We start from the raw sequence: 25,929 nt of genomic DNA, 5'->3' as shown, positions 1-25,929 counted from the left end.
GCGTCAAACGCCGGTTTGAAGTTTGGATAGAATACGGAGTCAACCCGAGGCGACCGCAACGACGGCCGCCCCTACGCACAGGAACCCCGAATGAAGATTCTGGTCGGCTACAAGCGCGTCGTGGACTACAACGTCCGCATTCAGGTCAAGCCGGACGGCACGGGCGTCGTGACCGACGGCGTGAAGCTCTCCGCCAACCCGTTCGACGATATCGCCCTGGAAGAGGCCCTGCGCCTGCGCGAGAAGGGCGTCGCCGACGAGGTGATCGTGGTGGGCATCGGTCCGGCCGACCTGACCGCCCACCTGCGCAACGGCCTGGCCATGGGCGCCAACCGTGCCATCCACGTCCAGACCACGGAGGCCATCGCCCCGCTGACCGCCGCCCGCACCTTCCTCAAGCTGATAGAGAAGGAGCAGCCGGGGCTGGTCATCCTGGGCAAGCAGGCCATCGACGACGACGCCAACCAGACCGGCCAGATGCTGGCGGCCCTGTGGGACCGTCCGCAGGCCACCTTCGCCGGCAAGGTCGAGATCGCCGACGGCAAGGCCACGGTCACGCGTGAGGTCGACGCCGGCCTGGAGACCATCGAGGCCGACCTGCCCGCGGTGATCACCACGGACCTGCGCCTCAACGAACCGCGATTCATCAAGCTGCCCGACATCATGAAAGCCAAGTCCAAGCCGATCGACGTGATCGAGCTGGACTCGCTGGGCGTCGATGCGGCAGACCACATCAAGACCACCCACTACGCCGCCCCGCCCAAGCGCAGCAAGGGCGTCATGGTGAAGGACGCCGCCGAACTCGTCGCGGCCCTCAAACAGAAGGGCCTGCTGTAAGGCAGCCGACCGGAGAATCCCATGTCCAAGATCCTCGTTATCGCCGAGCACCTCGACGGCAAGCTGAACGGTGCTACCGCCCGCGCCGTCAGTGCCGCCTCGGCCGTGAAGCCCGACACCATCGACGTCATCGTGCTGTCCGACGCCCCCGACGCGGTTGCCGCCGAGGCGGCGAAGATCGACGGCGTCAGCAAGGTGCTGACCGTGGCCCGCGCCGAGAACGCCCACGCGCTGGCTGCCGTGCTCGCGCCGCAGATCGCCAAGGCGGCCGCGGGTTACAGCCACGTGTTCCTACCCTCGACCACCTTCGGCAAGGATCTGGCGCCGCGCGTGGCCGCCCTGCTGGGCGTGTCCCAGGTCAGCGACGTAATGACCGTGGAGGGGCCGCACAGCTTCAAGCGCCCCATCTACGCCGGCAACGCCATCGTTACCGTGGAAGTGGATGCCGCCTCCACGGTCGTCGCCACCATCCGCACCGCGTCGTGGCCCGCGGCCGCCGCCAACGGGTCGGCCCCGGTCGAGGCGCTGACCGTCGAGGCCACCCTGCCCTCGCACACCCGCTTTGTCGGGCTGCAGCAGGGCAAGAGCGACCGTCCGGACCTGCAGGGTGCCGCCAAGGTGGTTTCCGGGGGCCGTGGCGTGGGCTCGAAGGAAAACTTCGAGATCGTCTACGCCTTCGCCGACAAGATCGGCGCGGCCGTGGGCGCCTCGCGCGCGGCCGTGGATGCCGGCTACGTGCCCAACGAGATGCAGGTCGGCCAGACCGGCAAGATCATCGCGCCGGAGCTGTACATCGCCATCGGCATCTCCGGCGCCATCCAGCACCTGACGGGCATCAAGGACGCGGGTACCATCGTCGCCATCAACAAGGACGGCGAGGCGCCGATCTTCGAAATTGCCGACATCGGCCTGGTCGGCGATCTGTTCAAGATCCTGCCCGAGTTGGAAGCCGCCCTCGGCTGACCCATGGCCCGGGCAGGCGCCCGGGCCGTCACGTTCAAGGCCGCGGCGTCCGCCGCGGCCGTTTTTCTGATTCAGGGACTAGCAATGCCGGACATGGCGGTGGAAAACGCGGCAAAGACGGGTATCCCGCTTTGCGTCGACCTGGATGGCACGCTCATCCGCTCCGATTTGCTGATCGAGTCGGCACTGGCGCTGCTGGCGCAGCATCCGCTGGCCATCTTCTCGATGCTGGGCTGGCTGCTCCGGGGCAAGGCCCACCTGAAGCGCGAGATCGCGCGGCGCGTGCAGCTGGATCCGGTCGCCCTGCCCTACAACCACGAGCTGATCGACTGGCTGCGCGATCAACGCGCCCATCGTCACGTGGTGCTGTGCACCGCCTCGGACGTGACCCTCGCCACACCCGTCGCCGACCACGCGGCTGTGTTCGACGAGGTGATGGCCAGCGACGGCCAGGTCAACCTGTCCGGTGCCAACAAGGCAAAGGCGCTGGTGGAACGCTTCGGCGAGAAAGCCTTCGATTACATCGGTAACGCGCCCGTAGACCTCGCCGTGTGGAAGCACGCCCACGCGGCCCTGGTCGTGGAGCAGGGCGAGACCCTGTCGAAAGCCGCGGCACGCGTCGCCCCGGTGGAAAAACGCTTCACCGTGCGTAGCGGCGGCATCAAGGCCTGGGCGAAAGCCCTGCGTGTGCACCAGTGGATCAAGAACGTGCTGGTCTTCCTGCCGTTGCTGGCCTCGCATCGCGTGCTGGAACTCGATCGCGTCGCGGCGGCCCTGCTGGCCTTCGTCTGCTTCGGCCTGTGCGCCTCGAGCGTCTACCTGACCAACGACCTGCTCGACCTGCCGTCGGACCGCCAGCACCATCGCAAGCGCAACCGCCCGTTCGCGGCGGGTACGCTGCCGCTGATCGCCGGACCCATCGCCGCAGTGCTGCTGCTGATCGCCGGTTTCGGCCTGGCCTTCTTCGTCTCGCACCTGTTCGTCGGCGTGCTGCTGGGTTACTACATCCTCACCACGGCCTACTCGATCCGGTTGAAGCGGATCATGATGCTCGACGTGGTTGTGCTGGCCACGCTGTATACGACACGCATCCTCGCCGGCACGGCAGCGATCCACACCAAGCCGTCGTTCTGGCTGCTGGCCTTCTCGATGTTCATCTTCCTCAGCCTGGCGATGGTCAAGCGCTACACCGAGTTGCTGGCGCTGCAGAAGAAGGGCCAGGTGAAGGCCAGCGGGCGTGGCTACGATGTCGAAGACATTCCGCTGATCCAGTCCCTGGGCGGCTCCAGCGGCTACCTTGCCGTGCTGGTGCTGGCACTTTATGTGGACAGCACGGCCAGCATGTCGCTCTACGACCACCCGCATTATTTGTGGATGCTGTGCCCGCTGCTGCTTTACTGGATCAGCCGCACCTGGGCGATCGCCCACCGCGGGATCATGCACGACGACCCGGTGGTGTTCGCCGTGATGGACCGCACCAGCCAGATCCTCGGCGTGATCGCGGCGGTGATCGTCGCAGCGGCCGTCTGATGGCCCGCGCCGGACGCTCCTGGGGCCGTTACCCCGTCACCACGGAAAAAGTGATCGCCCTGAGCGATCGGCATGCCCCCCTGCCGCCCAGTACCCTGCCCGTGCTGCCCCTGGGCAACGCACGCAGCTACGGCGACAGCTGCCTCAACGACGGCGGCGTGCTGCTCGCGGCGCGGGGTCTGGACCACTTCATCGCCTTCGATCCGGCCACCGGCGTGCTGACCTGCGAGGCCGGCGTGCTGTTTGCCGACATCCTCGATCTGGTGGTGCCCCAGGGCTGGTTCCTGCCGGTCACCCCGGGCACCCGCTTCGTGACTGTCGGCGGCGCCATCGCCAACGACGTGCATGGGAAGAACCACCATCGCGCCGGCACGTTCGGCCACCATGTGCTGGCCTTCGAGCTACTGCGTACGGACGGCTCACGGCGAGTCTGCTCGCCCACCGAAAACGCGGACTGGTTCGCGGCCACCGTGGGTGGCCTGGGCCTGACCGGCGTCATCACCCGTGCCACGATCCAGTTGCGCCGCATCGCCGGGCCGTGGATGTCTACCGAGAGCCACCGCTTCGAAAGCCTGGCCGGTTTCTTCGACTTGTCGCAGGCCTCCGACCGGGACTACGAATACACCGTGTCGTGGATCGACTGCGCGGCCAAGGGCAAGGCGCTTGGCCGCGGCCTGTTCAGCCGGGCCAACCATGCGCCGTCGCGGCCGGACCAGCGCCCGGCGACGTCGTCTCGGCGCCTCGCCATGCCGATCACCCCACCGGTCAGCCTGGTCAATTCGCTCAGCCTGCGGGCGTTCAACCAGTTGTATTACCACCGCCAGCGGCAACGCGTGGCGCACGCGACGACGCACTACCAGCCGTTCTTCTACCCGCTGGACAGCATCGCCCACTGGAACCGCATGTACGGCCCGCGTGGCTTCCTGCAGTACCAGTGCGTGGTGCCGCCCGCCGCCGCGGAAGCGACCATGTTCGAGCTGGTGAAGACGATCGCCGACGCCGGCGGCGGCTCGTTCCTGGCCGTGCTCAAGCAGTTCGGTGACCGGCCTTCGCCCGGCATGCTGTCGTTCTCGCGGCAAGGCACGACGCTGGCACTGGATTTTCCGAACGACGGCGCAGGCGTGTTCTCGCTGCTTGACCGCCTGGACGCGATCGTCGCGGACAAGGGCGGCGCGGTGTATCCGGCCAAGGACGCGCGGATGTCGGCCGCCCATTTCCGCGCTTACTTCCCGGCGCACGAGGCGTTCTCGGCGTTCGTCGATCCCGGTGTGTCGTCCAGTTTCTGGCGGCGTGTTTCGGCATGAGGGGGGATGCGTGGCACGGAGTGAACGCTTCGTTCGCCTCCCCGTCTGATCCGCCCCACCGCCATCGCCTCACGAGCCCGCATTGGGCGACGGCAGCCACTGTCATGGCCCTGGTGATGGTGCTGTATACCCTGATCGGCGTCGTTCGGGCCTATTCGCCCGTACCGTTGTGGGACATGTGGGACGGGTATATCGGATTCTTCCTGCAAGCCAGGGAAGGCGGCTGGTTGCCATGGCTGGATGGGCATGCCGAGCACCGGATCGTGCTGTCGCGGCCCTTCTTCTACGCCGATATTGCCTGGTTCGGGGCGCGGGGTATCCTGCCGATCGTCGCAGGCCTGGCCATCACGGCCGGTATCGCGACGATCTTCATCCAGGCTGCCAGGCGCTCATCGGACGCACTGACACCCGCGGCACGCAAAGCCCTTTGCGCCGTTCTTCTTGGCGGCACGTTTTTTTGGTCACAACGCGAGAACTTCACCTGGGCTTTCCAGGTGCAGTTCTTCCTCGTCGCCTGGCTGCCCCTGTCCGCGTTCTACCTCGCGGCGCGCGCTGCGTCGGAACCGACACGCGGTTATCTTGCACCGGTGGCAACGGCATGTGCTGCGCTTGCACTGGGTGCGATGGCAAACGGCATTTTTGCCCTGCCGATCCTGCTCGTTCTCGGTGCCTGCGTGGGTCTGTCCCCCCGCTGGCTGGCGGGCACGGCGTTGACGACCGTACTTGCCGTGCTGCTGTTCCGGCAGGGGTTCAGCGGCGGACAGACGCATGTGCCGATGCTGGCGGTCCTGATGGATCGGCCGATGGACGTCGTCCACTTCGTGCTGCGCTATGTCGGCGGTCCGCTCTGGTTTGCATTCGGCAGGGCAAACTGGGCCATTGGAATCACGGAAATCGCCGCAGCGCTGCTGCTGCTGGGCACCTTGGCGTTCGTGCCCACGGCATGGCGCACGCGCCGCACCCACCCGATGTCGTTGGCCATGGTAGCCGTGGTGGCTTATGTGGCCGTCAGCGCCTTCGGAACGTCGTTGGGCCGTCTCCCCCTGCCTTACGGGCTTGCCGGCGCGTTCGTCAGCCGGTACACCACGATGGGTGGACTGGCCTGGCTGGCGAGCCTGGTCATGGTGGCGCCTGCCCTAGGCGATCGCATTGTGCGCGCTCTTCCCCTGGCGGCCACCCTGGTGCTCCTCGGTCTCATGTCCTGGCAACTCAGGGCCATCCGCAATCAGGCGTCCACCCTCTATTCGCGTGATCTGGGCGCCCTGGCCCTCGCCACGCAGATGAACGATCCGTCTGCCATCGCGCCGTTGTATCCGCCCGAACAGACGGCGCATGTGCTCGACATCGCCAACAGGGCAGGTAAGGCCCGTCTCTCCGCCTTCGGGAGGAACCACCTGCTGGCGGCGATAGGGTGGCTGGGCAGACGCGCGCCCGCTGCCGGGTGCCAGGCCGGTATCGAAACGTCACAGGTCCTCGCCTCGGGCCGTCCGCAGCGCCGTATCGATGGGCATCTGAAGACCGCGTTCAGCCAATCGTCCGACGGGGCGGCCCTGGTCGTGGACGAGCACGATATAATCGTCGGTTGGGCGCTGGTCCGGCCAAAGGCGGCCCGGGAGCGTGGCGATAGCGTCGACGGGCCCGCTTTCAGCGGCTTCGTCGACGACCCGCGAACGGATCATGCCGGCTGGACGACCACCTCCCTGCGCATCTGCGCTATGCCCACGGGCGCCTCTTTCGCGTATTCGGAGTAACACATGCAGCGAGTCCTGATCATCGGAGCGACCTCGGCGATTGCCGAAGCCACCGCCCGTCTGTACGCCGAACGCGGTGCAAGGCTCCATCTCGTCGCCCGTAACCGGGCTCGGCTGGACGCCATTGCCGACGACCTGCTGGTCCGCGGCGCCCCCGAGGTCACCCGCGCCGAGCTGGAAGTCAACGATATCGCCGCCCACGGCGCCGCTCTCGACGCGGCCTGGGCGGCGCTGGGTGAGGTCGACGTAGTGCTGATCGCACACGGCACGCTGCCCGATCAGAAGGCCTGCGAGGCCTCCGTGGAGACCGCCCTGGCGGAGTTCGCCACCAACGGCACGTCCACCATCGCCCTGCTGACCCTGATCGCCAACCGCATGCAGACCGCCGGCCGCGGCAGCATCGCCGTGATCTCGTCGGTGGCTGGCGACCGGGGTCGCGCCAGCAACTACCTGTACGGCTCGGCCAAGGCCGCGGTCAGTGCCTTCCTCAGCGGCTTGCGCCAGCGCATGGCGAAGCACGGGGTGGCCGTCATCACGATCAAGCCCGGCTTCGTCGACACGCCGATGACCCGCGAGTTCAAGAAGGGTGCCCTCTGGGCCAAGCCGGAGGCCATCGCCGAGGGCATCGTCTCCGCCGTGGACAAGGGCCGCGCCGTGGCTTACCTGCCGTGGTTCTGGTCCGGCATCATGACCATCATCCGCTGCATCCCCGAATTCCTCTTCAAACGGCTCAGCCTCTGACCATGGCAGACAAGCACAGCAAGATCGTCATCACAGGCGCGGCCGGTCTGGTCGGCCAGAACCTCATCGTCGAACTGAAAAGCCAGGGTTTCACCCAGTTGGTGGCGATCGACAAGCACGCTTACAACATGGGCATCCTGCGCGACCTGCATCCGGACGTGGTGACGATCGAGGCGGACGTGGCGGTGCCGGGCCCGTGGGAAGAGGCCTTTGCCGGTGCGTCGTGCGTCGTGCAGCTGCATGCGCAGATCACCAGCAAGTTCACCGAGGAATTCGTCCGCAACAACATCGATGCCACGCGCGTGGTGCTGGACGCGTTCAAGCGCCATAACGTGCCTTATATGGTGCATATCAGCTCCTCGGTGGTGGTCTCGGTCGCCAACGACGACTACACCAACACCAAGAAGGCCCAGGAAAAACTGGTGGTGGAGTCGGGCATCCGCCATACCGTGCTGCGCCCCACCCTGATGTTCGGCTGGTTCGATCCGAAACATTTCGGCTGGCTGTCGCGCTTCATGGCCAAGACGCCGGTGTTCCCGATCCCCGGCGATGGCCGCTACATGCGCCAGCCACTCTACGAGCGCGACTTCTGCCGTTGCATCGCCGATTGCATCGTGCGCGAGCGCAACGGCGAGGTGTACGACGTGGTGGGCGATACACGCATCGACTACGTGGACATCATCCATACGATCAAGAAGGCCAAGGGCCTGAAGACGCTGATCGTGCACATCCCCTATGGCTTCTTCGGCTTCCTGCTGAGGGTGTATGCGCTATTCAGCGGGAAACCGCCCTTTACCGAAAGCCAGCTCAAGGCGCTGAGCGCCGGCGACGACTTCAAGGGCGTGGACACGCAGGCCGTGTTCGGCGTGCGGCAAACCCCGTTCGCCGATGCCGTGCGCGAGAGCTACTGCGACCCCCGTTACTCCGCCATTGTCCTGAAGCGCTGAGCGCCCCGCCGGAATGCAGTCGATGAATCATCCCCAACGTGTCGCCGTACTCGGTGCCGGCCCCATGGGCCTGGCCGTGGCCTACCAGCTTGCCCGCGACGGGCACACGCCGGTCATCTTCGAAGCCGACGACCGCGTCGGCGGCATGACGGCGAGCTTCGACTTCGGCGGCCTGAAGATCGAACGGTATTACCATTTCCACTGCATCTCGGATGCCGGCTTCCTGACCATGCTGGACGAGCTCGGCCTGGCTGATCGTATGCGCTGGACCGAAACGAAGATGGGCTACTGGTTCGACAAGCGCCTGCAAGCCTGGGGCAACCCGGTGGCCCTGCTGAAGTTCAAGGGTCTGAGCCTCACGGCCAAGGTCCGCTACGGTCTGCATGCCTTCCTTTCGACGAAGCGCAAGCGCGAGGACTGGCGTCCGCTCGATCATATCGAGGCCACCGGATGGATTCGCCGCTGGGTGGGCGAGGAAGCATGGCGGTCGCTCTGGCAGCGCCTGTTCGACTACAAGTTCTACGACTACAGCGACAATCTTTCGGCCGCCTGGATATGGAGCCGTATCCGCCGCATCGGCACCTCGCGATACAGCATGTTCCGCGAGAAACTCGGCTACCTCGACGGTGGCTCGGACACGTTGCTCCACGGTATGCAGCAGTGGATCACGGACCACGGTGGCGAGTTTCGCCTGTCGACGCCCGTTACCCGCGTCGTGATCGAGAATGGCACGGTCAGGGGCGTGGAGACGCCCGCAGGCTTCGAAGCGTTCGACAAGGTTGTCAGCACGATTCCGCTGCCCTTCGTCCCGCGGGTCATGCCGGACCTGCCCGCCGACATCCTCGCCAAGTTCAGTGCACTGAAGAACGTGGCGGTGGTGTGCGTCATCGCCAAGCTGCGCAAGCCGGTCACGGAGAATTTCTGGCTCAACACCAACGACGACGACATGGATATCCCGGGTCTGGTCGAGTACACCAACCTGCGCCCGCTCGATCAGCATGTCGTGTACGTGCCGTTCTACATGCCGGGCGAGCACCCGAAGTATGCGGAGGCCAACGAGGTCTTCACCGACAAGGTCCGCCGATACCTGAAGACGATCAACCCGTCGCTGACCGACGAGGATTTCATCGACATCCGCGCGAACCGGTACCGCTACGCACAGCCGATCTGCCCGCCGGGCTACCTGGAATCGATCCCTCCGCGCAAGCTGCCCGTGCATGGTCTCTGGGTGGCGGATACCTCGCATTATTATCCCGAGGATCGGGGCATCTCCGAGAGCATCGACTTCGGCCGGATGATGGCACGCGAAGTCGTGGCATGACCGAGCACACCATCAAGGCACCGCTACACCGCCGCCTGCGGGACCTGATGAAGTCCCAGTTCGTGCTTTTCCTGATCGTCGGCGGGTCTGCGGCGGTCGTGAACTTCCTTTCCCGGGTAGTGATCAACCACTGGACCAGCTACGCCTGGTCCGTCGGCCTGGCGTATGTCATCGGCATGACGACGGCTTTCGTATTGAACCGCCTGTTCGTGTTCAAGGGGTCGTCCCAGGCCGTGCACCACCAGGCACTCTGGTTCATCCTCGTCAACCTGTTCGCGCTGGTCCAGACGCTGATCGTCAGCGTCGTGCTGGCGAAGTACGGCTTCCCCGCCATAGGCTTCACATGGCACCCCGAAGCCGTCGCGCATGCCATCGGGATCATGCTCCCCCTCGTGTCGAGCTACTTCGGCCACAAGTACCTGTCCTTCAGGAACTGAAGGGCAACACGTCCCACCCGGAATACACGGACCTATCGATGCACCTCCAGCGACTCGATTACGCAAGGCTGGCGCGGCTGTCCGCCGTCGTCACGGCCTTTGCCGCCACCATCCTGCTTGTCGTCCCGTTCGCACCCTTCGTGGGAGGACTGGACGGTGAAGCATGGCGCTATGCGATGAACGTCGCGGTGGCCGACCATATGGTCTTCGGGAGGGACATCATTTTTACCGCCGGGCCCCTCAGCACGGTGTACACGCATGCCTATCACCCGGCGACCGACGTTTTCCTGATCGGCGTTTCGCTGATCCTGGCTACCGCCCTTTTTGCCGGCTTTGCGGCCATCACACCGCCCGCGCGTCGGCCCTGGCTGTTGCTGTTGCCCGTACTGCTCAGCCAGACCACATTTGAGGGTGCCACGATCCTGGCGCTCCCCCTTCTGCTCCTGCTGTCTGCCGAGAAGGCTACCGAGCAAGGTTGCCGCCTCCAGATGGCGGCCACCTATGGACTCGTCGTGGCGTGCACCCTGCTCCCCCTGGTCAAGGGGACCATGGCGATAGCCGTCGCGGCGTGTCTCGCGCTGACTTTCCTGGCGCTCTGGCGGCGCTCACGGGTCGCCTCACTCGGAATCGTCGTCGTCGGACTGGTGACACTCTGCGGGACATGGATGCTCGCGGGCCAACCTCTCGCCGCGCTGCCGGTGTTCTTCGCCAGCCAGATTCCAGTCGTATCCGGTTACACGATAGCCATGGCCCAGCCCGGCAACACCTGGGAAGCCGTGGTCTTCCCGATGTTTGCGATCTTCGCGATATGGGCCATGTGGCGCCACGACCTGCGGCAGGGCTGGCGCGTCGTCGTCGCCGTCGCCCTGCTGTTGTTCCTCGCGTTCAAAGCGGGCTTCGTTCGTCACGATACCCACGCGACAATCGCCGCCAGTTCCCTGGCACTGGCCGGCCTGATCGCCTTCCTCGAAAAACCGCGTATCACGACGCGCGGTGCGACGGGACTTGTGGTCGGGTTCGCCGGCTTCGCGCTGATCTCTATGTCGTACCAATCCTTCGATACGCTGAAGATGCAGGAACGCCTGTTCCAGGAGCTCGGTGCCGCTTCGTCCGGTTTGGCGACTCGCATCCTGCATCCGGGTAGCCTGCAAAAGGGCTTCGCAGAAGAAAACGCGCGCTTGCGGACGCTGTATCCGCTACCCCCTTTCTCCGGTGACGCCGACCTTTACCCGGAAAATGTCGCTGCGCTTCTGGCCAGTGGCACGCGCTGGAACCCTCGGCCGACTATCATCACCTATACGGCCTACACGCCGGCCCTGCTGCGTGCGGACGCCGACCATCTGCGGGAGCATGGCGCCGCCCGGATCTACTTCGCGCTTGCGCCTATCGACTCGCGTTACCCGGCGCTGGGTGACAGTCTCAGCTGGCCCGTGCTGCTCGGCACCTACGCGCCAACAGGCTTTGTAGACCGCTACGCCATACTCGACCGACGCTCCCCGAGCCAAGCGTTGGTTTTCGGGAAGGTGGCCGAATCGACAGGAGAGTTTGGCCGCACGATTCCTCTCGAAAACCACACCGACGCGCTCTGGGCGAAGATCGATGTCCAGCCGACCCTGCTCGGGAAGCTGGCTTCGACCGTGTACAAGGCTCCCCGGCTCATCATGTCGGTCAGCTATAACGACGGAACTCGGAAAAACTACACCTTCGTGCCGGGCATGGCCTCGGAGGGATTCCTGTTGTCGCCGACGGTATCGAGTGCCGAAGAATTCGCCGCCCTGACGTCGCATAAGCAAGCCAACCTGTTGGCAGGTAAATACGTAAAAACGATAACGATCGCCGGTGAGAGCGGAACGCGCTGGCTGTGGAAACATGACTTCACTTTCAGCGTCCAGGACGTGAGTATTCCTGCCTTGGATTCGACCGACACCCTGCTCTTCGACAAGGCGACGCCTGCGGAGCATCTGTCCGACGTACCGGATGGCGGCGACTGCTCGATCGACAGCATCGACGAAAAGCCGGTCAATCCTGCGGGGAACATCCTGCCCGCCGATCTCCTCCGTGTTCGCGGATGGACGATGGTTTCCACCGCCAGCGGCAGGGCGAACGAGGACGTGCGGATTCTTCTTACCCGCGGCGACCAAACCTTCGTCGCGCCGACGCGCATGCTTCCGCGACCCGACGTAGCCGCTTTCTTCGGTCATCCGGAAGAGAGCAACATCGGCTTCAGGGCTTCCGTGGATACCTCGGACATCCATGGAACCTTCGTGGTTCGTATCCTGCAGACCTCAGACAACGTCCCGCACCTGTGTCCCGTGCGCGCGACGGTCACCTTGCCGTAAAAGAACCGGAACGTAAGGGAACATTCGCTTGTCCGCCGATCAGACATCCCGCATCAATACGCCATCGATGACCATCGATACCGAAAGCACCAGAACGCATCAGGGCGCGCTCGCGCTGTTCCTGGTCCTGTTCGTCGCCATCGCCTTCAAGTCGACGGATGCTCTTTCGCTGCCTCAGTTCTGGGCTGAAGACGGGCCCGTCTTCTTCGCCGGGCAGTTCGGACATGCGCTGCCGCAGGTGTTCGCTTCTTACGCCGGCTACCTGCATGCCATCCCAAGGATCGTCGCGTGGCTTGCGACCCTGGCTAGCCCGACGCGCGCGCCGGTGATATACAACCTTTCCGCGATCGTGATGAGTGCCATAGCCCTCACTTACGTCGTCGGCAGGTTACGCAGGGTACTACCGCTGCCGCTCATGCTGGCGACATTCCTGCTCTTGCCGACCAGCGGGGAGATCTTCGGCAACCTCACGAATGTACAGTGGTTCCTTCAGCTCGTGCTGCCCGTGGCGTGTCTTTCCGCGGCACCGCGCCTCGATGGCTGGCGCCTGCCTGCCCGAGACCTTGTCATCCTGCTCATAGCGCTAAGCGGCCCGTTTTCGCTTATCGCAACCATAGTGGCGGCAGGTATGTGGTTCGCGTCGTGGACCGACCGTCGCTTCTCCATCGGCGCTTTCGAAGGGCATCTCGCGGCCTGGTCTACACGAGCCGACGTCCGGATCATTGTACTCATCGCCGCGGGCGGGTTGATTCAGCTGGTGACGTTCCTGACCCATCCCGTGCCTCTTTCAGGCGATACGCACACGCCGTTCCGGTTGGTGAAAATCGCACTGTTCGACATCACACCGATACATATCTTCGGCTTCGATTTCCTCACGAACACCTGCTACGCGCTTATCTACCTGGCGATCGGTGCTGCACTGATTTTCGGACGAGGCATGACAGGCGAGCATCGGTTGACGATCCTGGCTCTTCTGCTCTTCGCTTTTGCCGGCGTACTATCAGGTATGGCCAAGACACCCAACCTGGACAGCTACTACGATTTCAACCTCGCCGACAGGTATTTCCACGCACTGAGAATCGTCTTCTGGTGGGCCGTTTTCGTCGCCATCGCGTCCGCGACGACGTATTGCAGAAAGGACATATGTACCATCGTGACGCTGTGCATCGTGATGATCACCCTATCCAACCTGAGCCACATGCGGCGCGGCCCCATGCAGGACTTCCAGTGGAAGGCGCATGCGCGAGAGCTGAAACAGCCGGGAAGCCACTCGATCCCCATCAATCCGCCCGGGTGGTCGGTCGACGTCACGACACCTTAGGTTTATGAAAACGGAAGGGGGCGGAGATTCCACCCCCTTCTGCGTTTCAGGCGCCCGCCTGCCACTGCCGGACATGGCGCTTCGGACCGAACATGAACGATGCGTCGTCCAGGCTCAGGTTCGGGTTGAAATAAGGATCGTTGAGCAACTCGGCGCCCCAGCGAGAAGCCATGAACGCAGACTCCGCGTCGAACCGTTCCTTGCGGGCGCCCACATCGTCGTGGCCGCGCGATGCGGATTCGTGGTGATACATCTCGGCGCGGGGCGTCCAGACCACGGCGTAGCCCTTCGCACGAATCCTAAGGCACAGGTCGACATCGTTGAATGCCACCCCCAGTGCCTCGTCGAAGCCACCGACCTCGTCGAACACCTCGCGCCGAACAGCCATGCAAGCCGCGGTGACGGCCGACAGTTGCTGGGTCAGGTGCATTCGGCACATCTGACCGGGATAGCCACGCTGCTGCAGATGGTAGGCATGGCCCGCAATGCGCGCCTGCCCGAGGCCGAGAATGATGCCGGCATGCTGGACGGTATCGTTGGGGTAATACAGCATGCAGCCCACCGCCCCCACTTCCTTGCGCAGTGCGTGTGAGACGAGCTCGTCGAGCCAGCCGAAAGAGATCACTTCCAGATCGTTGTTGGCAAAAACCAGGACCGTGCCGGCAGCCTGGCCTACCGCAAAATTATTGATCGCGGAGAAGTTGAACGGCGCGTCATAGCGAAGCACCTTCGCCCGGTTCGCGACGGTTAGCCCTTCGAAGTAATCCAGCGTTTCCTGCTCGACCGACCCGTTATCGACAATCAGCACCTCGTAGCGGGTGTAGGTCGTCTTCTCCAGGATGCTCTCGACGCACTGCTTGAGAAGATCAACGCGGTCACGCGTGGGAATGATGATCGAGACGAGCGGCACATCGCCTGGCTCGATCATATGTGCGAAGTTGCCCGGGAACGAGGACAGCTCTTCAAAGCGACCGCGCATGCCCACCCGCTCGAAGTGCGCCGTCAGCGACTTCTTCGCCGCAACGCCTGCGTAGCTCTTCTCCTGCGGCCCGGCGGCCGTGGAGCCGGCGATGGTGCGCCAGTGATAGAGCACGTGCGGCACATGGACGATCTGCGAGGGCGACAGTCGCTCGACGCAACGCAGCGCCAGATCGTAATCCTGGCTGCCTTCATAACCTTCGCGGAAGCCACCGAGTTCGCGCAGCAACGCCGTGCGATAGACACCGAAGTGGCTGACCATGTTGTGCCCACGGAACAAGTCGATATTGAAATCCGGCTTGAAGTACGGATCGAAGCGAATCCCGTCCTCACCGATCTTGTCCTCGTCGGAGTACAGGACCTGGGCATCCGGGTTGTCCATGATTGCCTTGGCCATGGTGGACAGGGCAACGGGCGAGAGTTCATCGTCGTGGTCAAGCAGCGCCACGTAATCGCCCGTCACCAATTCCAGTGCGGAATTGGACGAGCGCGAGATGTGTCCATTCTTCTCCCGGAACACCACCTTGATACGCGGGTCGCGGGCCGCGTACTCGCTCAACACCGAGCGGATGCGGGGATTGGGCGAGCAGTCGTCGGCGATGCACAGGGTCCATGCCTCGTAGCTTTGCTCGATGACGGAATCGATACACCGACGCAGCCACTTTTCCGGCGGGTTGTAGACGGGCATCACCACGGATATCGAGGGCGCATCTTCGCGACCGCGGAACGATGCCCTGATTTCTTCCAGCCTCGCCGGCGTCCATGTGTCGTTCGTGAGCACCCAGTTCAGGTAGTTCCGTGAGAGCGAGATCGCTACGATGTCGAGGTACAGCGCATACAGCGCTTGCCCGACGGCACGCGGCCCGTTGCGGAAAAGCTGGTATGCACAGCGCCGGATGAGGCGCTTGCGCGACATGACGACGCCCGAACGCTGCGTGATCGCGCTCCACATCTCGCGCGCCGCATGGAAGCGGCCCACCTTGGTGAGGGTGAACAACTCAAGGTCGAACTCCGCCTCGCTGCTGAGCGGATCGAAGCGCAGGCCGACGATATCGCGCTTGAGCACAATGATAGAGGTGCGCGTCCGGGTGGCCGCACCGAACAGCGGTATGCCGTCGGATTCCAGCACCGGCGTGCCGAAATCGGGATAAAGCACTGCGGAGAGGCCCGCCCCATCGACGGCCTCCAAGTCGCACGTCACCTCGTACCAGCCGGCTTCCAGGCGGCCGCCTGGAAGCTCGACGCGGAACTGGGGATCGTGGCCTGTGGACGTCCAGCGCTTCGCCGAGCCGGCACTGGCCACCAGATCGTTAGCCGGCTCGAGTTTCATACCCGGACCGCGATGCGGCGCGCTATTGTCAATTACCAGAGACACCTTTTTTAACCCCCAAAATGACACATGTACGACGTCGAGCCCCAGACGGCTCGTGGACGTTATCGTGGTCGTCTGCGAAAGCGATCGAAGAACGATCTCTGACTTATATGTTGAAGAAGTGCGGAAGATGCGTCCATCCTTGTCAACAGATCGTCGGCTCGTACGGTAAGCCCGTCGGTCTTCGCGATCAGCTCGTTGGTTGTCGCTTCCACGGTGGCTGTTTTCGCAGCGAGTTCATCCGTCTTCGCGATCAGTTGCGCCAATTTCTCACCAAGGTCGGATACCAGGACGTTGGTGGCATGCGCATTGACATCGAGCCGTGCTCTCGCCTCCGCGACTGATGCGTTGAACGAGGCCAGTTCCGAGCGCAGTGCGGCCAGTGGCAACCGCTTTTCCTGGCCGTTAACTTCAGCCGTTACGCCAGCAAGCTGCGAATGCGCAACCTCTGCGACATCCCGATCCGTCAGCAGCGCCTCATAATCGAGCGTCGCTTCCAATGCAACCCAGCCGTCCCGGGTTAGGCTGCCCCAGACGTCACCGACGTACATCTCGAAGTTCGGATCGTCGTGGAACGACGCGATACGCAGGCCGCCCTCGAATCGATCGCTCACCAGCTGGCCGCTTACAGCCAGCAGGCGCTCCGCTGCGCGAACGTCGAGGTTCACGACCGCGTTCAGTTCATGACGGAACGCCAGCGACAGGACGCTGAACACACCACCCAGGTTTGCGGGATCGATACGGATGAAATCGGGGCGTTCACCGGGAGGAAGCCGAAAGACGAGACTGACCTGGCCGAGGGCACCGCCCGCCTTTACGGATATCGATTTCTGCTCCGAGAAGCCTTCGTCTTCGTTACGATAATAAATACGCGCTTCAACCCCGGAAGGCAGCGCCACCGCGCGATCGAGAAGACGCGTCTGCTCGTCGATGATCGTGCTGGCGATCTGCTCGAAGTAATTCCGGACGCGAGCCGGATCTTCCGCGGCCAAGGCCATGAAATCGTCGAACGCTTCCGTGGCCGCGGAACCGATGCGCAGCACGGCCAGACCGTTGCTGTGGTTGAACTCGAATACCTGGTAACGCTCGCGCAGTTCGGCGATGAACTTCCAGACGCCGAAGTCGCCGTGCCGCACCTGGCTGTCGTGGAACAGGACGACGCCCCGGTCGCTCATCTTCGGCAACCAGGTGTTGAAGTCGTGACTGACCGCCTCATAGGTATGCAGGCCATCGATATGCAGCAGATCGATGCTGCCGTCCGCGAAGCTGTCACGCACGTCGTCGAAATAGCCCTGTCGCAACGTCGAGAAGTGGCCGAACCGCTTGTCGTGTCGCGCGCGCAGGCTTTCCAGCACGGAGCTGTCATAGAACCGCGCCTGCGGATCACCTTCCCAGCTGTCGACAGCGAAAAATTCGGCCTCCAGGCCGATCGCTTCGGCTGCCTGGCAGAACGCCAGATAGGAGTTACCTGAGTCCGTGCCCAGCTCCACCAGCTTTCGCGGACGCAGCATCTCGATCACTGCATAGGCGAACGGAATATGCCCTGCCCAAGGATAGGGGAACGTCAGCGACGGCTTGAGGAAAGCGGTGCGATACTTGTCGAGGTTGAAATTCACGATTGATTTTCCCTGATGACTTCGACGTCGAGCATGTTGATGCCGATGAGGCCGGAGGGCGTACCCCGACCATCGGACCTGAACTTGATGGCCTCGTGTATCCAGTGCTGGATGACATGCTCCGACTGGTCACCTTCCGCCACGCCCGCCGTCACGAAATATTCGCCAGCCTGCAGTCTTGGCATTTCGAACCTGAAGACCGCAGTCAGCGTCCCTGCTGTTTCGACCTGGAACTTCTCGTCGATGTACAGATGCGTATTGTCCCCGAACAGCAGCTGTCCGAGGCGATCCTTGATGTAGAACCCCACGATGACGCCGTCGAGATCACCCTTGGCGACCACGTCGATCTTCAGTGCCACTTCCTCGCCACCGAATATCAGGCCGAGTTCGCTGTCGTCGCTGCCCACCATGGCAACGTGCGCGATCTCCGCCCGCGATTCACCGAAACTCGGCGCATTGGGATCGAAGGGGAGCAGCTCGATATCGTTGCGTAGTACCGAACGATCCCGGAGCTCGAGCCTCTCGTCCCGTCGCCGGGCGACGCGTGCGTCGGTCTTGGCCCGGGCGACCAGCGTGCCCGACTTGGTGCCCTGACGTTCGTGGATGAACGCTTCGGTGTAGGCGGCCATGACATCCTTGGCCACGCCGGCGGCCTTGACCACACCGCTGTCGAGCCAGATGGCGCGGTCGCACAGTCCCGTGACCGCGGCGCCGTCGTGGCTGACGAAAAGCAACGTGCCCCGCGCCTTGAAGTCCCGCAGGAACCGCATGCACTTCTGGGTAAAGAACGCATCACCGACCGCCAGCGCCTCATCGATGATCAGGACGTCGGCATCGACATGCACGATGACCGAGAAGGCGAGGCGCATCACCATGCCGCTCGAGTAACTCTTCACCGGCTGGTCGATGAAGGCACCGATGTCGGCGAATTCCGCAATGGCATCGAAACGGCTGTCGATCTCGGCATTCGTCAGACCGAGGATCGAGGCATTGAGGTAGACGTTCTCGCGCCCCGTGAACTCCGCATTGAAACCGCTACCCAGTTCGAGCAGCGCCGCGACGCGACCGCTGACCGATACCGAACCTTCCGTGGGCGCGAGCGTGCCCGCGATCAGTTGGAGCAGGGTCGACTTGCCGGAGCCGTTGCGCCCGATGATGCCCAGCGTCTCGCCCCGGCGCACGTCGAATGACACGCCATGCAGCGCCCAGAACTCGCGGTAATACGTGCGTCGCGACCCGGCCAGCCCTTGGAGCAGCCGATGCACCGGCCGGTCGTAGATGTGATAGCACTTGCTGACGTCGTTGACCGCGATAGCTACGTCGGGACCGGCGCCGGCGGGCGATTCGACCAGCGATGACGGATCAGATGACATCGGCGAACCCCCGCTTCGTCTTGAGGAACCAGGCATAGCCGAGGTAGGCGACGACGAAACTCCCCGCCGCATACAGGGCAAGGCCGAAGAAGTCGGGCACATTGCCCCACAGCGCCACTTCACGCGCCTGGTTGATGATGAAAGACAACGGATTCATCGCGAAGAACAGCCGATATTGCGGCGGCAGCGAGTCGACGGGGATGATGGCCGACGACAGGAACAGCATGGCCGTGGCGATGACGCCGGTGACCTGCGGGATATCCCTGATGTACACGCCGAGGGACGCCATGAACCAGCTGACACCCATGGTGAACAGGACGAACGGCGCCAGCACCACCGGGAGGAAGATGATCGTCCAGGGCACGTAGTGCTTGAAGACCAGGTGCAGGCACGAAAACACGATGAAATTCGCCGCCACGTGGAACAGCGCGGAAAGCACCATCGGCCACGGCAGGATCTCCAGCGGGAAAATGATCCGCTTGACCAGATTGGGATTACCGACGATCAGGGTCGGCGAGCGGATCAGGCATTCGGCAAAGTAACCATGGATGATCAGGCCCACGAAGAGGATCAGCGCGTACTCGCCCGTGCTGTCGGACGTATGGGGCCACCGGCTCTTCATGATGTAACCGAACGCGAAGGTATACACGCCCAGCATCAGGAACGGGCTGATCAGCGACCAGAACAGGCCGAACGTGGCTCCCCGGTAACGACCGAGCAACTCCCGCTTGCTCAACGCCAGGGTCAGCGAGCGGTATTTGCCGAAGGCCTCGAAAGGACCGGACAGCGTGGGCTTCTGCAACGAGGGGTACGACAAGGTGCACTTACTCCAGTCTTCAGTCGCGTGGTCAGGCCAGAGCCGCGGCCAGTTCGCCGCGGAGATCCTCGATGTCCTCGACGCCCACCGAAAGCCGGATGAGGCCGTCCGATATGCCAAGGCGCTTGCGTGTCGCCGGGGGGATCGAGGCGTGGGTCATGATGCCCGGGTGTTCGATCAGGCTCTCGACGCCACCCAGCGATTCGGCCAGCGCGAACAGTTCGCATCGTTCGAGCATGCGACGTGTCTTGCGCAGGCCGCCGTGTAACTCAGCCGTGATGATGCCGCCCGCGCCGTCCATCTGGCGGCGGGCCAGCGCGTGCTGCGGATGGCTCTTCAGGCCGGGGTAGATGACACGTTTCACGGCCGGATGGCGCTCGAGCCAGGCGGCGAGATCCGTTGCGCTCTCGACGTGCTGGCGCATGCGCAGGTGCAGGGTCTTGAGGCCCCGCATGGCCAGGAACGCATCGAAGGGCCCGGCGACGGCGCCGACGGAATTCTGCAGGAAGCCCATCCGCTCGGCCATGTCGGCATTCGCGGCAACGACGATGCCACCCACGATGTCGGAGTGGCCGTTGAGGTACTTGGTCGCCGAGTGCAGGACCAGGTCGGCCCCGTGCTCGATCGGCCGCTGCAGCATCGGGGAGCAGAACGTGTTGTCAACGACCAGGATGAGCCCATGCTTTCGTGCGAAGGCGGACACCTTCGCGAGGTCGACCAGCTTGAGCATCGGGTTGGTCGGGGTCTCCGCCCAGATCATCCGGGTATTCGGCTTCAGCGCCGCTTTGAGGGCGGCGGTGTCATTGAGATCGACGAAGGAAAAATCCAGCCCCGCCGAACGACGGCGAACCTTGTCGAACAGACGGTAGCTGCCGCCATAGAGGTCGTCCATGGCGATCACGTGGCTTCCGGTATCCAGGAGCTCTAGCGTGGTGGCCGCCGCAGCGAGTCCCGAAGCGAAGGCAAAACCGGCGACGCCGCCTTCCAGGTCGGCTACGCAACGCTCGTACGCCATCCGCGTCGGATTCTGTGTACGCGAGTACTCATAACCCTTGTGGACGCCAGGACTTTCCTGAACGTAGGTGGAGGTCGCGTAAATCGGCGTCATGATCGCGCCGGTGCTCGGATCGGGCGACTGCCCCGCATGGATGGCGCGGGTGCCCAGGCCCTGACGAGTCGATTTGGAAGGTTTCGAAGCCATAAGCGCCTGATTTGATTGGCTGGCAAGCCAGCATGACTGCGCCGGGCGCAGAGGACCGCATATCTTAACCAGTTTGCCTGGCGAGGTTTCAGAGCCCTGTAGGCGCTCTCTGACACCATTCATCTTTTTGAATATGACAGGCGATACCGTTGAACCCGCCCGCGTGCATGCGAGAATATCCGATCGCTTACCCAGGAATCACGCGTAACTCCATGAAAACTTTACTAGTCACCGGTGGCGCGGGGTTCATCGGCGCCAATTTCGTCCTCCAGGCCGTGGCTGACGGCCTCCGTGTCGTCAATCTCGACAAGCTCACCTACGCCGGGAACATGCAGACGCTGCAGTCCCTCGCCGGCAACCCGGCGCATGTCTTCGTGCAGGGCGATATCGGTGACCGTGAGCTGATCACGCGCCTGCTGGCCGAACACCGCCCCGATGCCGTGGTGAATTTCGCTGCCGAAAGCCACGTCGACCGCTCCATCGACGGCCCCGCCGCGTTCATCGAAACCAACGTGGTCGGCACCCTGGGCCTGCTCGAAGCCACCCGCGACTATTGGCGCGGCCTCGACGAGGCGGCCGGCAAGGCCTTCCGCTTCCTGCACGTGTCCACCGACGAGGTGTACGGTTCGCTGGGCGCCGAAGGTTTCTTCACCGAAACCACCCCGTACGCCCCCAACTCCCCGTACTCGGCATCGAAGGCCGCGTCCGACCATCTGGTCCGCGCTTTCCACCATACCTACGGGCTGCCGGTGCTCACCACCAACTGCTCGAACAATTATGGCCCCTTCCAGTTCCCCGAGAAGCTGATCCCGCTGGTCATCCAGAAGGCCCTGGCCGGTGAAGCCCTGCCCGTGTACGGCGATGGCATGAACGTCCGCGACTGGCTGTACGTGGAAGACCACTGCAGCGCCATCCGCCGCGTGCTCGAAGCCGGCCGCCTGGGTGAGACCTATAACGTCGGCGGCAATTCCGAACGCGCCAACCTGGTGGTGGTCAAGACGATCTGCGCCATCCTCGACGAGGTCTCGCCCCTCGCGGACGGCAAGCCGCACGAAAGCCTGATCACCTTCGTCCGTGACCGCCCCGGCCACGATCGCCGCTACGCGATCGATGCCAGCAAGTTGAAGGACGAACTGGGCTGGACCCCGGCGCACACGTTCGAATCCGGCATCAAGGCCACGGTGCAGTGGTACCTCGACAACAAGCCGTGGATCCAGAACATCCTCGACGGTAGCTACCAGCTGGAGCGACTCGGCGCATGACGACCAAGGGCATCATCCTCGCCGGCGGTTCCGGCACGCGGCTCTATCCGATCACCCAGGCGGTCAGCAAGCAGCTGCTGCCGGTGTACGACAAGCCGATGATCTATTACCCGCTGGCGACGCTGATGCTGGCCGGCATCCGCGACATCCTGGTCATCAATACGCCGCACGAGCAGGCGCTGTTCCAGCGCCTGCTCGGTGACGGCAGCCAGTGGGGCATCAACATCACCTATGCCGTGCAGCCGTCGCCCGATGGCCTGGCCCAGGCCTTCATCATCGGCAAGGACTTCATCGGCAACGATCCCAGCTGCCTGGTGCTCGGCGACAACATCTTCTACGGCGTCGGCCTGACCGAACGGATGAAGCGCGCGGCTTCCCGGGAATCCGGCGCCACCGTGTTCGGCTACTTCGTGAAGGATCCGGAGCGCTACGGCGTGGCCGAATTCGACGCCAGCGGCAAGGTGATCGGCCTGGAGGAAAAACCCGCCAAGCCCAAGTCCAGCTACGCGGTCACCGGCCTGTACTTCTACGACAACCGCGCCGTGGACTACGCCGAGAACCTGAAGCCCTCGCCGCGTGGCGAACTCGAGATCACCGACCTCAACCGTTGCTACCTGGACGATGAGTCGCTGCACCTGGAACAGCTCGGCCGCGGTTACGCCTGGCTCGACACGGGCACGCACGAATCCCTGATGGAAGCCGGCGAGTACATCCAGACGATCGAGAACCGCCAGGGCCTGAAGGTCTGCTGCCCGGAAGAAATCGCCTATATCAACCAGTGGATCGATGCCGAGCAGTTGCTCAAGCTGGCCAAGCCGCTGTCCAAGACCGGCTACGGCCAGTACCTCCAGCACCTGATCGAGCAAGGTTACGTCGGATGAAATTCATTGAAACCGCCCTGCCCGGCTGCATCGTGATCGAACCGCAGGTGTTCGGCGACAGCCGCGGGTTCTTCTACGAGAGCTACAACGAGGCGAAGTACCGCGAAGCCGGCATCGACCGCCGTTTCGTCCAGTCCAACGTATCCCGCTCCGCCCGCGGCGTGCTGCGCGGCCTGCATTACCAGTGGCCGCATCCACAGGGCAAGCTGGTCAGCGTGCTGGAAGGCGAGGTGTACGACGTCGCCGTCGATATCCGCCGCGGCTCGCCCACCTTCGGGCAATGGGCTGGCGTGATGCTGACCGCCGAGAACCACCGGCATTTCTGGATACCGGAGGGCTTCGCGCACGGTTTCTGCGTCGTCTCCGAATACGCCACGTTCTCGTACCAGTGCACGGACCTGTACAACGCCCAGGCCGACGGCGGTGTACGCTGGAACGATCCCGCCATCGGCGTGGACTGGCCGATCTCCGAGCCCCTGCTGTCCGACAAGGACACCAAGGCGCCCCTGCTGGCGGATATCGCCGAGGACCGTCTGCCGGAGTTTCGTCCGTGAAGATCCTGCTGCTGGGCGCCAACGGCCAGCTAGGCCAGACCTTCCTCAGCCAGGGCGGCCTCGCTGCCCGGGGTGAGCTGATTGCCGCCTCGCGGGACGGCTCCCTTGCCGTCGGCGGCGGCCGTGGCGTCGTGGGCGACCTGACCGATCTTGCCGGCCTGGAAGCCCTGCTGGATGCCGAGCGGCCCGACGTGATCGTCAATGCCGCCGCCTATACCGCCGTGGACAAGGCCGAGTCCGACGAGGCCGTGGCCACACGCGTCAATGGCGATGCCCCCGGCATCATCGGACGCTGGGCCGCTCGTCACGGTGGCTTGGTAGTGCATTACTCGACCGACTACGTGTTCCCCGGTGACGCCACCGCGCCCTACGCGCCGACGGCGGCGACGGGCCCCCAGGGCGCGTACGGCCGCAGCAAGCTCGCTGGCGAAGAAGCCCTGCGCGCCAGCGGCGCTGACCACCTGATCCTGCGCACGGCCTGGGTCTACTCGGCGGTCGGTCACAACTTCCTGCGCACCATGCTGCGCCTGGGCGCCGATCGCGACGAACTGCGTGTCGTCGCCGACCAACGCGGCACGCCCACCACCACGACGCTCATCGTCGAGGGAACGCTGGCCGCGATCGACCGGATGCAGTCGGTCGCCGCCTCGGATCGCTCCAGCCTGTCGGGCACGTATCACCTCACCGCCTCGGGCGAGACCACCTGGCACGGTTTTGCCGAGGCGATCTTCGACGAGGCAGCCGCTAGCGGCGTCATCGCCCGGCAGCCCCGGGTGACCGCCATTGCCAGCAGCGAATTCCCTACGCCCGCCCGGCGTCCGGAATACTCCGTGCTGGACAACTCGGGCTTTGCCGCCACGTTCGGCCACCCGCTGCACGACTGGCGCGAAGGACTTCGCGCAACGCTCGGTCAACTCCCCACTCCGTGAGGCGGTCATGCTGATTCCCCTTATCCTGAGCGGCGGCAGCGGAACGCGGCTATGGCCGATTTCCCGCCGTAACCTGCCCAAGCAGTTCCTCTCGCTTTCGGGTAAGGAAACCTTGTTCCAGCAGACGGTGTTACGAGCGGCCTCCCTCCCCGATGCCGCCGCGCCGGTCGTCGTGGCCAGCGACGACCAGCGCTTCCTTGCCGCCGAGCAGCTGCAGGAACTGGGCATCACCGACGCCAACATCCTGCTGGAACCGGTACCGCGCAACACGGCGCCCGCCATTGCCGTCGGCGCACTGCAGGCCATGGCACGCGATGCGGATGCACTGATCCTCGTGCTGCCCGCCGATCACCTGATCGGCGACACCGGCGCCTTTACCGAGGCCGTTGCGCGGGCACGCCACCTTGCCGAGCAGGGCTGGCTGGTGACCTTCGGCATCCGGCCCGACCGGGCGGAAACCGGCTTCGGTTACATCCGCCGCGGCGCAAGCCTGGAGGGCGAGACCTTCCGTGTGGCCCAGTTCGTGGAAAAGCCGGCGCTGGATGTGGCCGAGTCGTACTTGGCCAGTGGCGACTACGACTGGAACTCGGGCATGTTCCTGTTCCGCGCCTCTCGTTACATCGAGGAACTGAAGACGCTGGCACCGGCGATGCTGGACGCCGCACAGGCCGCCTTCCGCGAGGCCAATACCGACCTGGATTTCATCCGGCTCGATGCCGACGCGTTCACCGCCGCGCCGAGTGATTCCATCGACTATGCGGTGATGGAAAAAACCGGCCATGCCGCCGTGGTGCCGGTGGCCTGCGGGTGGAGTGACATCGGCTCGTGGGACGCGCTGTGGATGGCGGCGGGCAAGGACGAACACGGCAACCACATCGAAGGCGATGTCATCGCACTCGATACCCGTGGATCGCTGATCAGATCGCACGATCGCCATCTGGTCGCCACCATCGGCCTGGACGATGTGGTGGTCGTCACCACCCCGGACGCGACACTGGTCGCACGTCGCGACGCGTCGCAGGACGTGAAGAAGATTGTCGAACAACTGAAAGCCGCCGGTCGCAGCGAGCACGACCTGCATCGCGTCGTGCGCCGCCCGTGGGGCAGCTATGACTCACTCGAGTCCGGCGACCGCTTCCAGGTAAAGCGCATCGTGGTCAAGCCAGGCGCCGCGCTAAGCCTGCAGATGCACCATCACCGTGCGGAGCACTGGATCGTCGTCAAGGGCGTGGCCGAGGTCACCTGCGACGACAAGGTGTTCCTGCTGGCCGAGAACCAGAGCACCTACCTGCCCCTGGGCAGCCGCCACCGCCTGCGCAACCCGGGCAAGGTGCCCGTGGAGTTGATCGAGGTGCAGTCGGGTTCGTACCTGGGCGAGGACGACATCGTTCGCTTCGACGACGTGTACGGCCGCGCCTAGCGTCAGGCAGTACCTGGCAAGTTAAGGGGCCGGGA

21 protein-coding genes are annotated in these 25,929 nt (G+C 64.1%); 16 read left to right on the top strand and 5 right to left on the bottom strand.

Annotated features, from left to right (window positions below):
* The first annotated feature begins 90 nt into the window (after window positions 1-90).
* The 11 genes from FA89_RS08245 to FA89_RS08195 all read left to right on the top strand — a co-directional run bounded on the left by FA89_RS08245 (window position 91) and on the right by FA89_RS08195 (window position 13,491).
* Window positions 91-837 carry an electron transfer flavoprotein subunit beta/FixA family protein gene (locus FA89_RS08245; RefSeq protein WP_036139972.1) on the top strand — a complete coding sequence of 249 codons (747 nt, stop codon included), beginning with the start codon at window positions 91-93 and terminating at the stop codon, window positions 835-837.
* A 21-nt stretch (window positions 838-858) separates the two neighbouring features.
* Window positions 859-1,800 carry an electron transfer flavoprotein subunit alpha/FixB family protein gene (locus FA89_RS08240; RefSeq protein WP_036139970.1) on the top strand — a complete coding sequence of 314 codons (942 nt, stop codon included), beginning with the start codon at window positions 859-861 and terminating at the stop codon, window positions 1,798-1,800.
* Between the two features lie 93 nt (window positions 1,801-1,893).
* Window positions 1,894-3,330 carry a UbiA family prenyltransferase gene (locus FA89_RS08235; RefSeq protein ID WP_051939042.1) on the top strand — a complete coding sequence of 479 codons (1,437 nt, stop codon included), beginning with the start codon at window positions 1,894-1,896 and terminating at the stop codon, window positions 3,328-3,330.
* Window positions 3,330-4,634: an FAD-binding oxidoreductase gene (locus tag FA89_RS08230; RefSeq protein ID WP_036139968.1), complete on the top strand. Its 1,305-nt coding sequence runs from the start codon at window positions 3,330-3,332 to the stop codon at window positions 4,632-4,634. The genes FA89_RS08235 and FA89_RS08230 overlap by 1 nt, the downstream gene beginning before the upstream one ends.
* A 104-nt stretch (window positions 4,635-4,738) precedes the next feature.
* Window positions 4,739-6,385: a hypothetical protein gene (locus tag FA89_RS08225; protein ID WP_036139967.1), complete on the top strand. Its 1,647-nt coding sequence runs from the start codon at window positions 4,739-4,741 to the stop codon at window positions 6,383-6,385.
* A gap of 3 nt (window positions 6,386-6,388) precedes the next feature.
* Window positions 6,389-7,126, top strand: a complete 738-nt coding sequence (locus tag FA89_RS08220; RefSeq protein WP_036139964.1) for an SDR family oxidoreductase — start codon at window positions 6,389-6,391, stop codon at window positions 7,124-7,126.
* Between the two features lie 2 nt (window positions 7,127-7,128).
* Window positions 7,129-8,073 (top strand): NAD-dependent epimerase/dehydratase family protein, encoded by a 945-nt coding sequence (locus tag FA89_RS08215; RefSeq protein ID WP_036139962.1) that lies wholly within the window; start codon window positions 7,129-7,131, stop codon window positions 8,071-8,073.
* 22 nt (window positions 8,074-8,095) lie between these two features.
* A complete protein-coding gene (locus tag FA89_RS08210; RefSeq protein ID WP_036139959.1) occupies window positions 8,096-9,394 on the top strand; it encodes an NAD(P)/FAD-dependent oxidoreductase in 1,299 nt (432 codons plus the stop codon).
* Window positions 9,395-9,438: 44 nt separating this feature from the next.
* Window positions 9,439-9,831: a GtrA family protein gene (locus FA89_RS08205; protein WP_036143922.1), complete on the top strand. Its 393-nt coding sequence runs from the start codon at window positions 9,439-9,441 to the stop codon at window positions 9,829-9,831.
* Between the two features lie 38 nt (window positions 9,832-9,869).
* Window positions 9,870-12,170, top strand: coding sequence for a hypothetical protein (locus tag FA89_RS08200; RefSeq protein WP_036139956.1), 2,301 nt, complete (start codon window positions 9,870-9,872; stop codon window positions 12,168-12,170).
* A gap of 28 nt (window positions 12,171-12,198) precedes the next feature.
* Entirely contained in the window at window positions 12,199-13,491 is a 1,293-nt protein-coding gene (locus FA89_RS08195) for a hypothetical protein (RefSeq protein ID WP_036139954.1), read from the top strand.
* Between the two features lie 46 nt (window positions 13,492-13,537).
* Here FA89_RS08195 and FA89_RS08190 read toward each other — a convergent pair whose 3' ends face one another.
* The 5 genes from FA89_RS08190 to FA89_RS08170 all read right to left on the bottom strand — a co-directional run bounded on the left by FA89_RS08190 (window position 13,538) and on the right by FA89_RS08170 (window position 20,848).
* Entirely contained in the window at window positions 13,538-15,799 is a 2,262-nt protein-coding gene (locus tag FA89_RS08190) for a glycosyltransferase family 2 protein (protein WP_036139953.1), read from the bottom strand.
* 104 nt (window positions 15,800-15,903) lie between these two features.
* The gene (locus FA89_RS19180; RefSeq protein ID WP_051938631.1) at window positions 15,904-17,457 is read right to left on the bottom strand and encodes a class I SAM-dependent methyltransferase; all 1,554 of its coding nucleotides are present in this window, start codon (window positions 17,455-17,457) and stop codon (window positions 15,904-15,906) included.
* Window positions 17,454-18,830 (bottom strand): ABC transporter ATP-binding protein, encoded by a 1,377-nt coding sequence (locus FA89_RS08180; protein WP_051938630.1) that lies wholly within the window; start codon window positions 18,828-18,830, stop codon window positions 17,454-17,456. The genes FA89_RS19180 and FA89_RS08180 overlap by 4 nt, the downstream gene beginning before the upstream one ends.
* Entirely contained in the window at window positions 18,820-19,647 is an 828-nt protein-coding gene (locus tag FA89_RS08175) for an ABC transporter permease (protein ID WP_240003867.1), read from the bottom strand. Before FA89_RS08175 ends, FA89_RS08180 begins: the two co-directional genes overlap by 11 nt.
* A gap of 31 nt (window positions 19,648-19,678) precedes the next feature.
* Entirely contained in the window at window positions 19,679-20,848 is a 1,170-nt protein-coding gene (locus FA89_RS08170; RefSeq protein WP_036139949.1) for a trans-sulfuration enzyme family protein, read from the bottom strand.
* Between the two features lie 212 nt (window positions 20,849-21,060).
* On the opposite strand from FA89_RS08170, the gene rfbB reads away from it, so the two are divergent.
* From rfbB to FA89_RS08145, 5 genes are read left to right on the top strand one after another with little or no spacing between them, the layout of a single operon-like run.
* Window positions 21,061-22,110 (top strand): dTDP-glucose 4,6-dehydratase, encoded by a 1,050-nt coding sequence (rfbB, locus tag FA89_RS08165; RefSeq protein WP_036139947.1) that lies wholly within the window; start codon window positions 21,061-21,063, stop codon window positions 22,108-22,110.
* Window positions 22,107-22,991, top strand: a complete 885-nt coding sequence (gene rfbA, locus FA89_RS08160) for a glucose-1-phosphate thymidylyltransferase RfbA (RefSeq protein WP_036139944.1) — start codon at window positions 22,107-22,109, stop codon at window positions 22,989-22,991. The genes rfbB and rfbA overlap by 4 nt, the downstream gene beginning before the upstream one ends.
* The gene (gene rfbC, locus FA89_RS08155) at window positions 22,988-23,545 is read left to right on the top strand and encodes a dTDP-4-dehydrorhamnose 3,5-epimerase (protein WP_036139942.1); all 558 of its coding nucleotides are present in this window, start codon (window positions 22,988-22,990) and stop codon (window positions 23,543-23,545) included. Before rfbA ends, rfbC begins: the two co-directional genes overlap by 4 nt.
* Window positions 23,542-24,474 (top strand): dTDP-4-dehydrorhamnose reductase, encoded by a 933-nt coding sequence (gene rfbD, locus FA89_RS08150; RefSeq protein ID WP_036139940.1) that lies wholly within the window; start codon window positions 23,542-23,544, stop codon window positions 24,472-24,474. The genes rfbC and rfbD overlap by 4 nt, the downstream gene beginning before the upstream one ends.
* Before the next feature lie 7 nt (window positions 24,475-24,481).
* Window positions 24,482-25,894 (top strand): mannose-1-phosphate guanylyltransferase/mannose-6-phosphate isomerase, encoded by a 1,413-nt coding sequence (locus tag FA89_RS08145; RefSeq protein WP_036139937.1) that lies wholly within the window; start codon window positions 24,482-24,484, stop codon window positions 25,892-25,894.
* The last annotated feature ends 35 nt before the right edge of the window (window positions 25,895-25,929 follow it).

The organism is Luteibacter sp. 9135, from assembly GCF_000745005.1.
Taxonomy (GTDB): domain Bacteria; phylum Pseudomonadota; class Gammaproteobacteria; order Xanthomonadales; family Rhodanobacteraceae; genus Luteibacter.
This window is presented reverse-complemented; position numbering and strand designations above follow the sequence as displayed.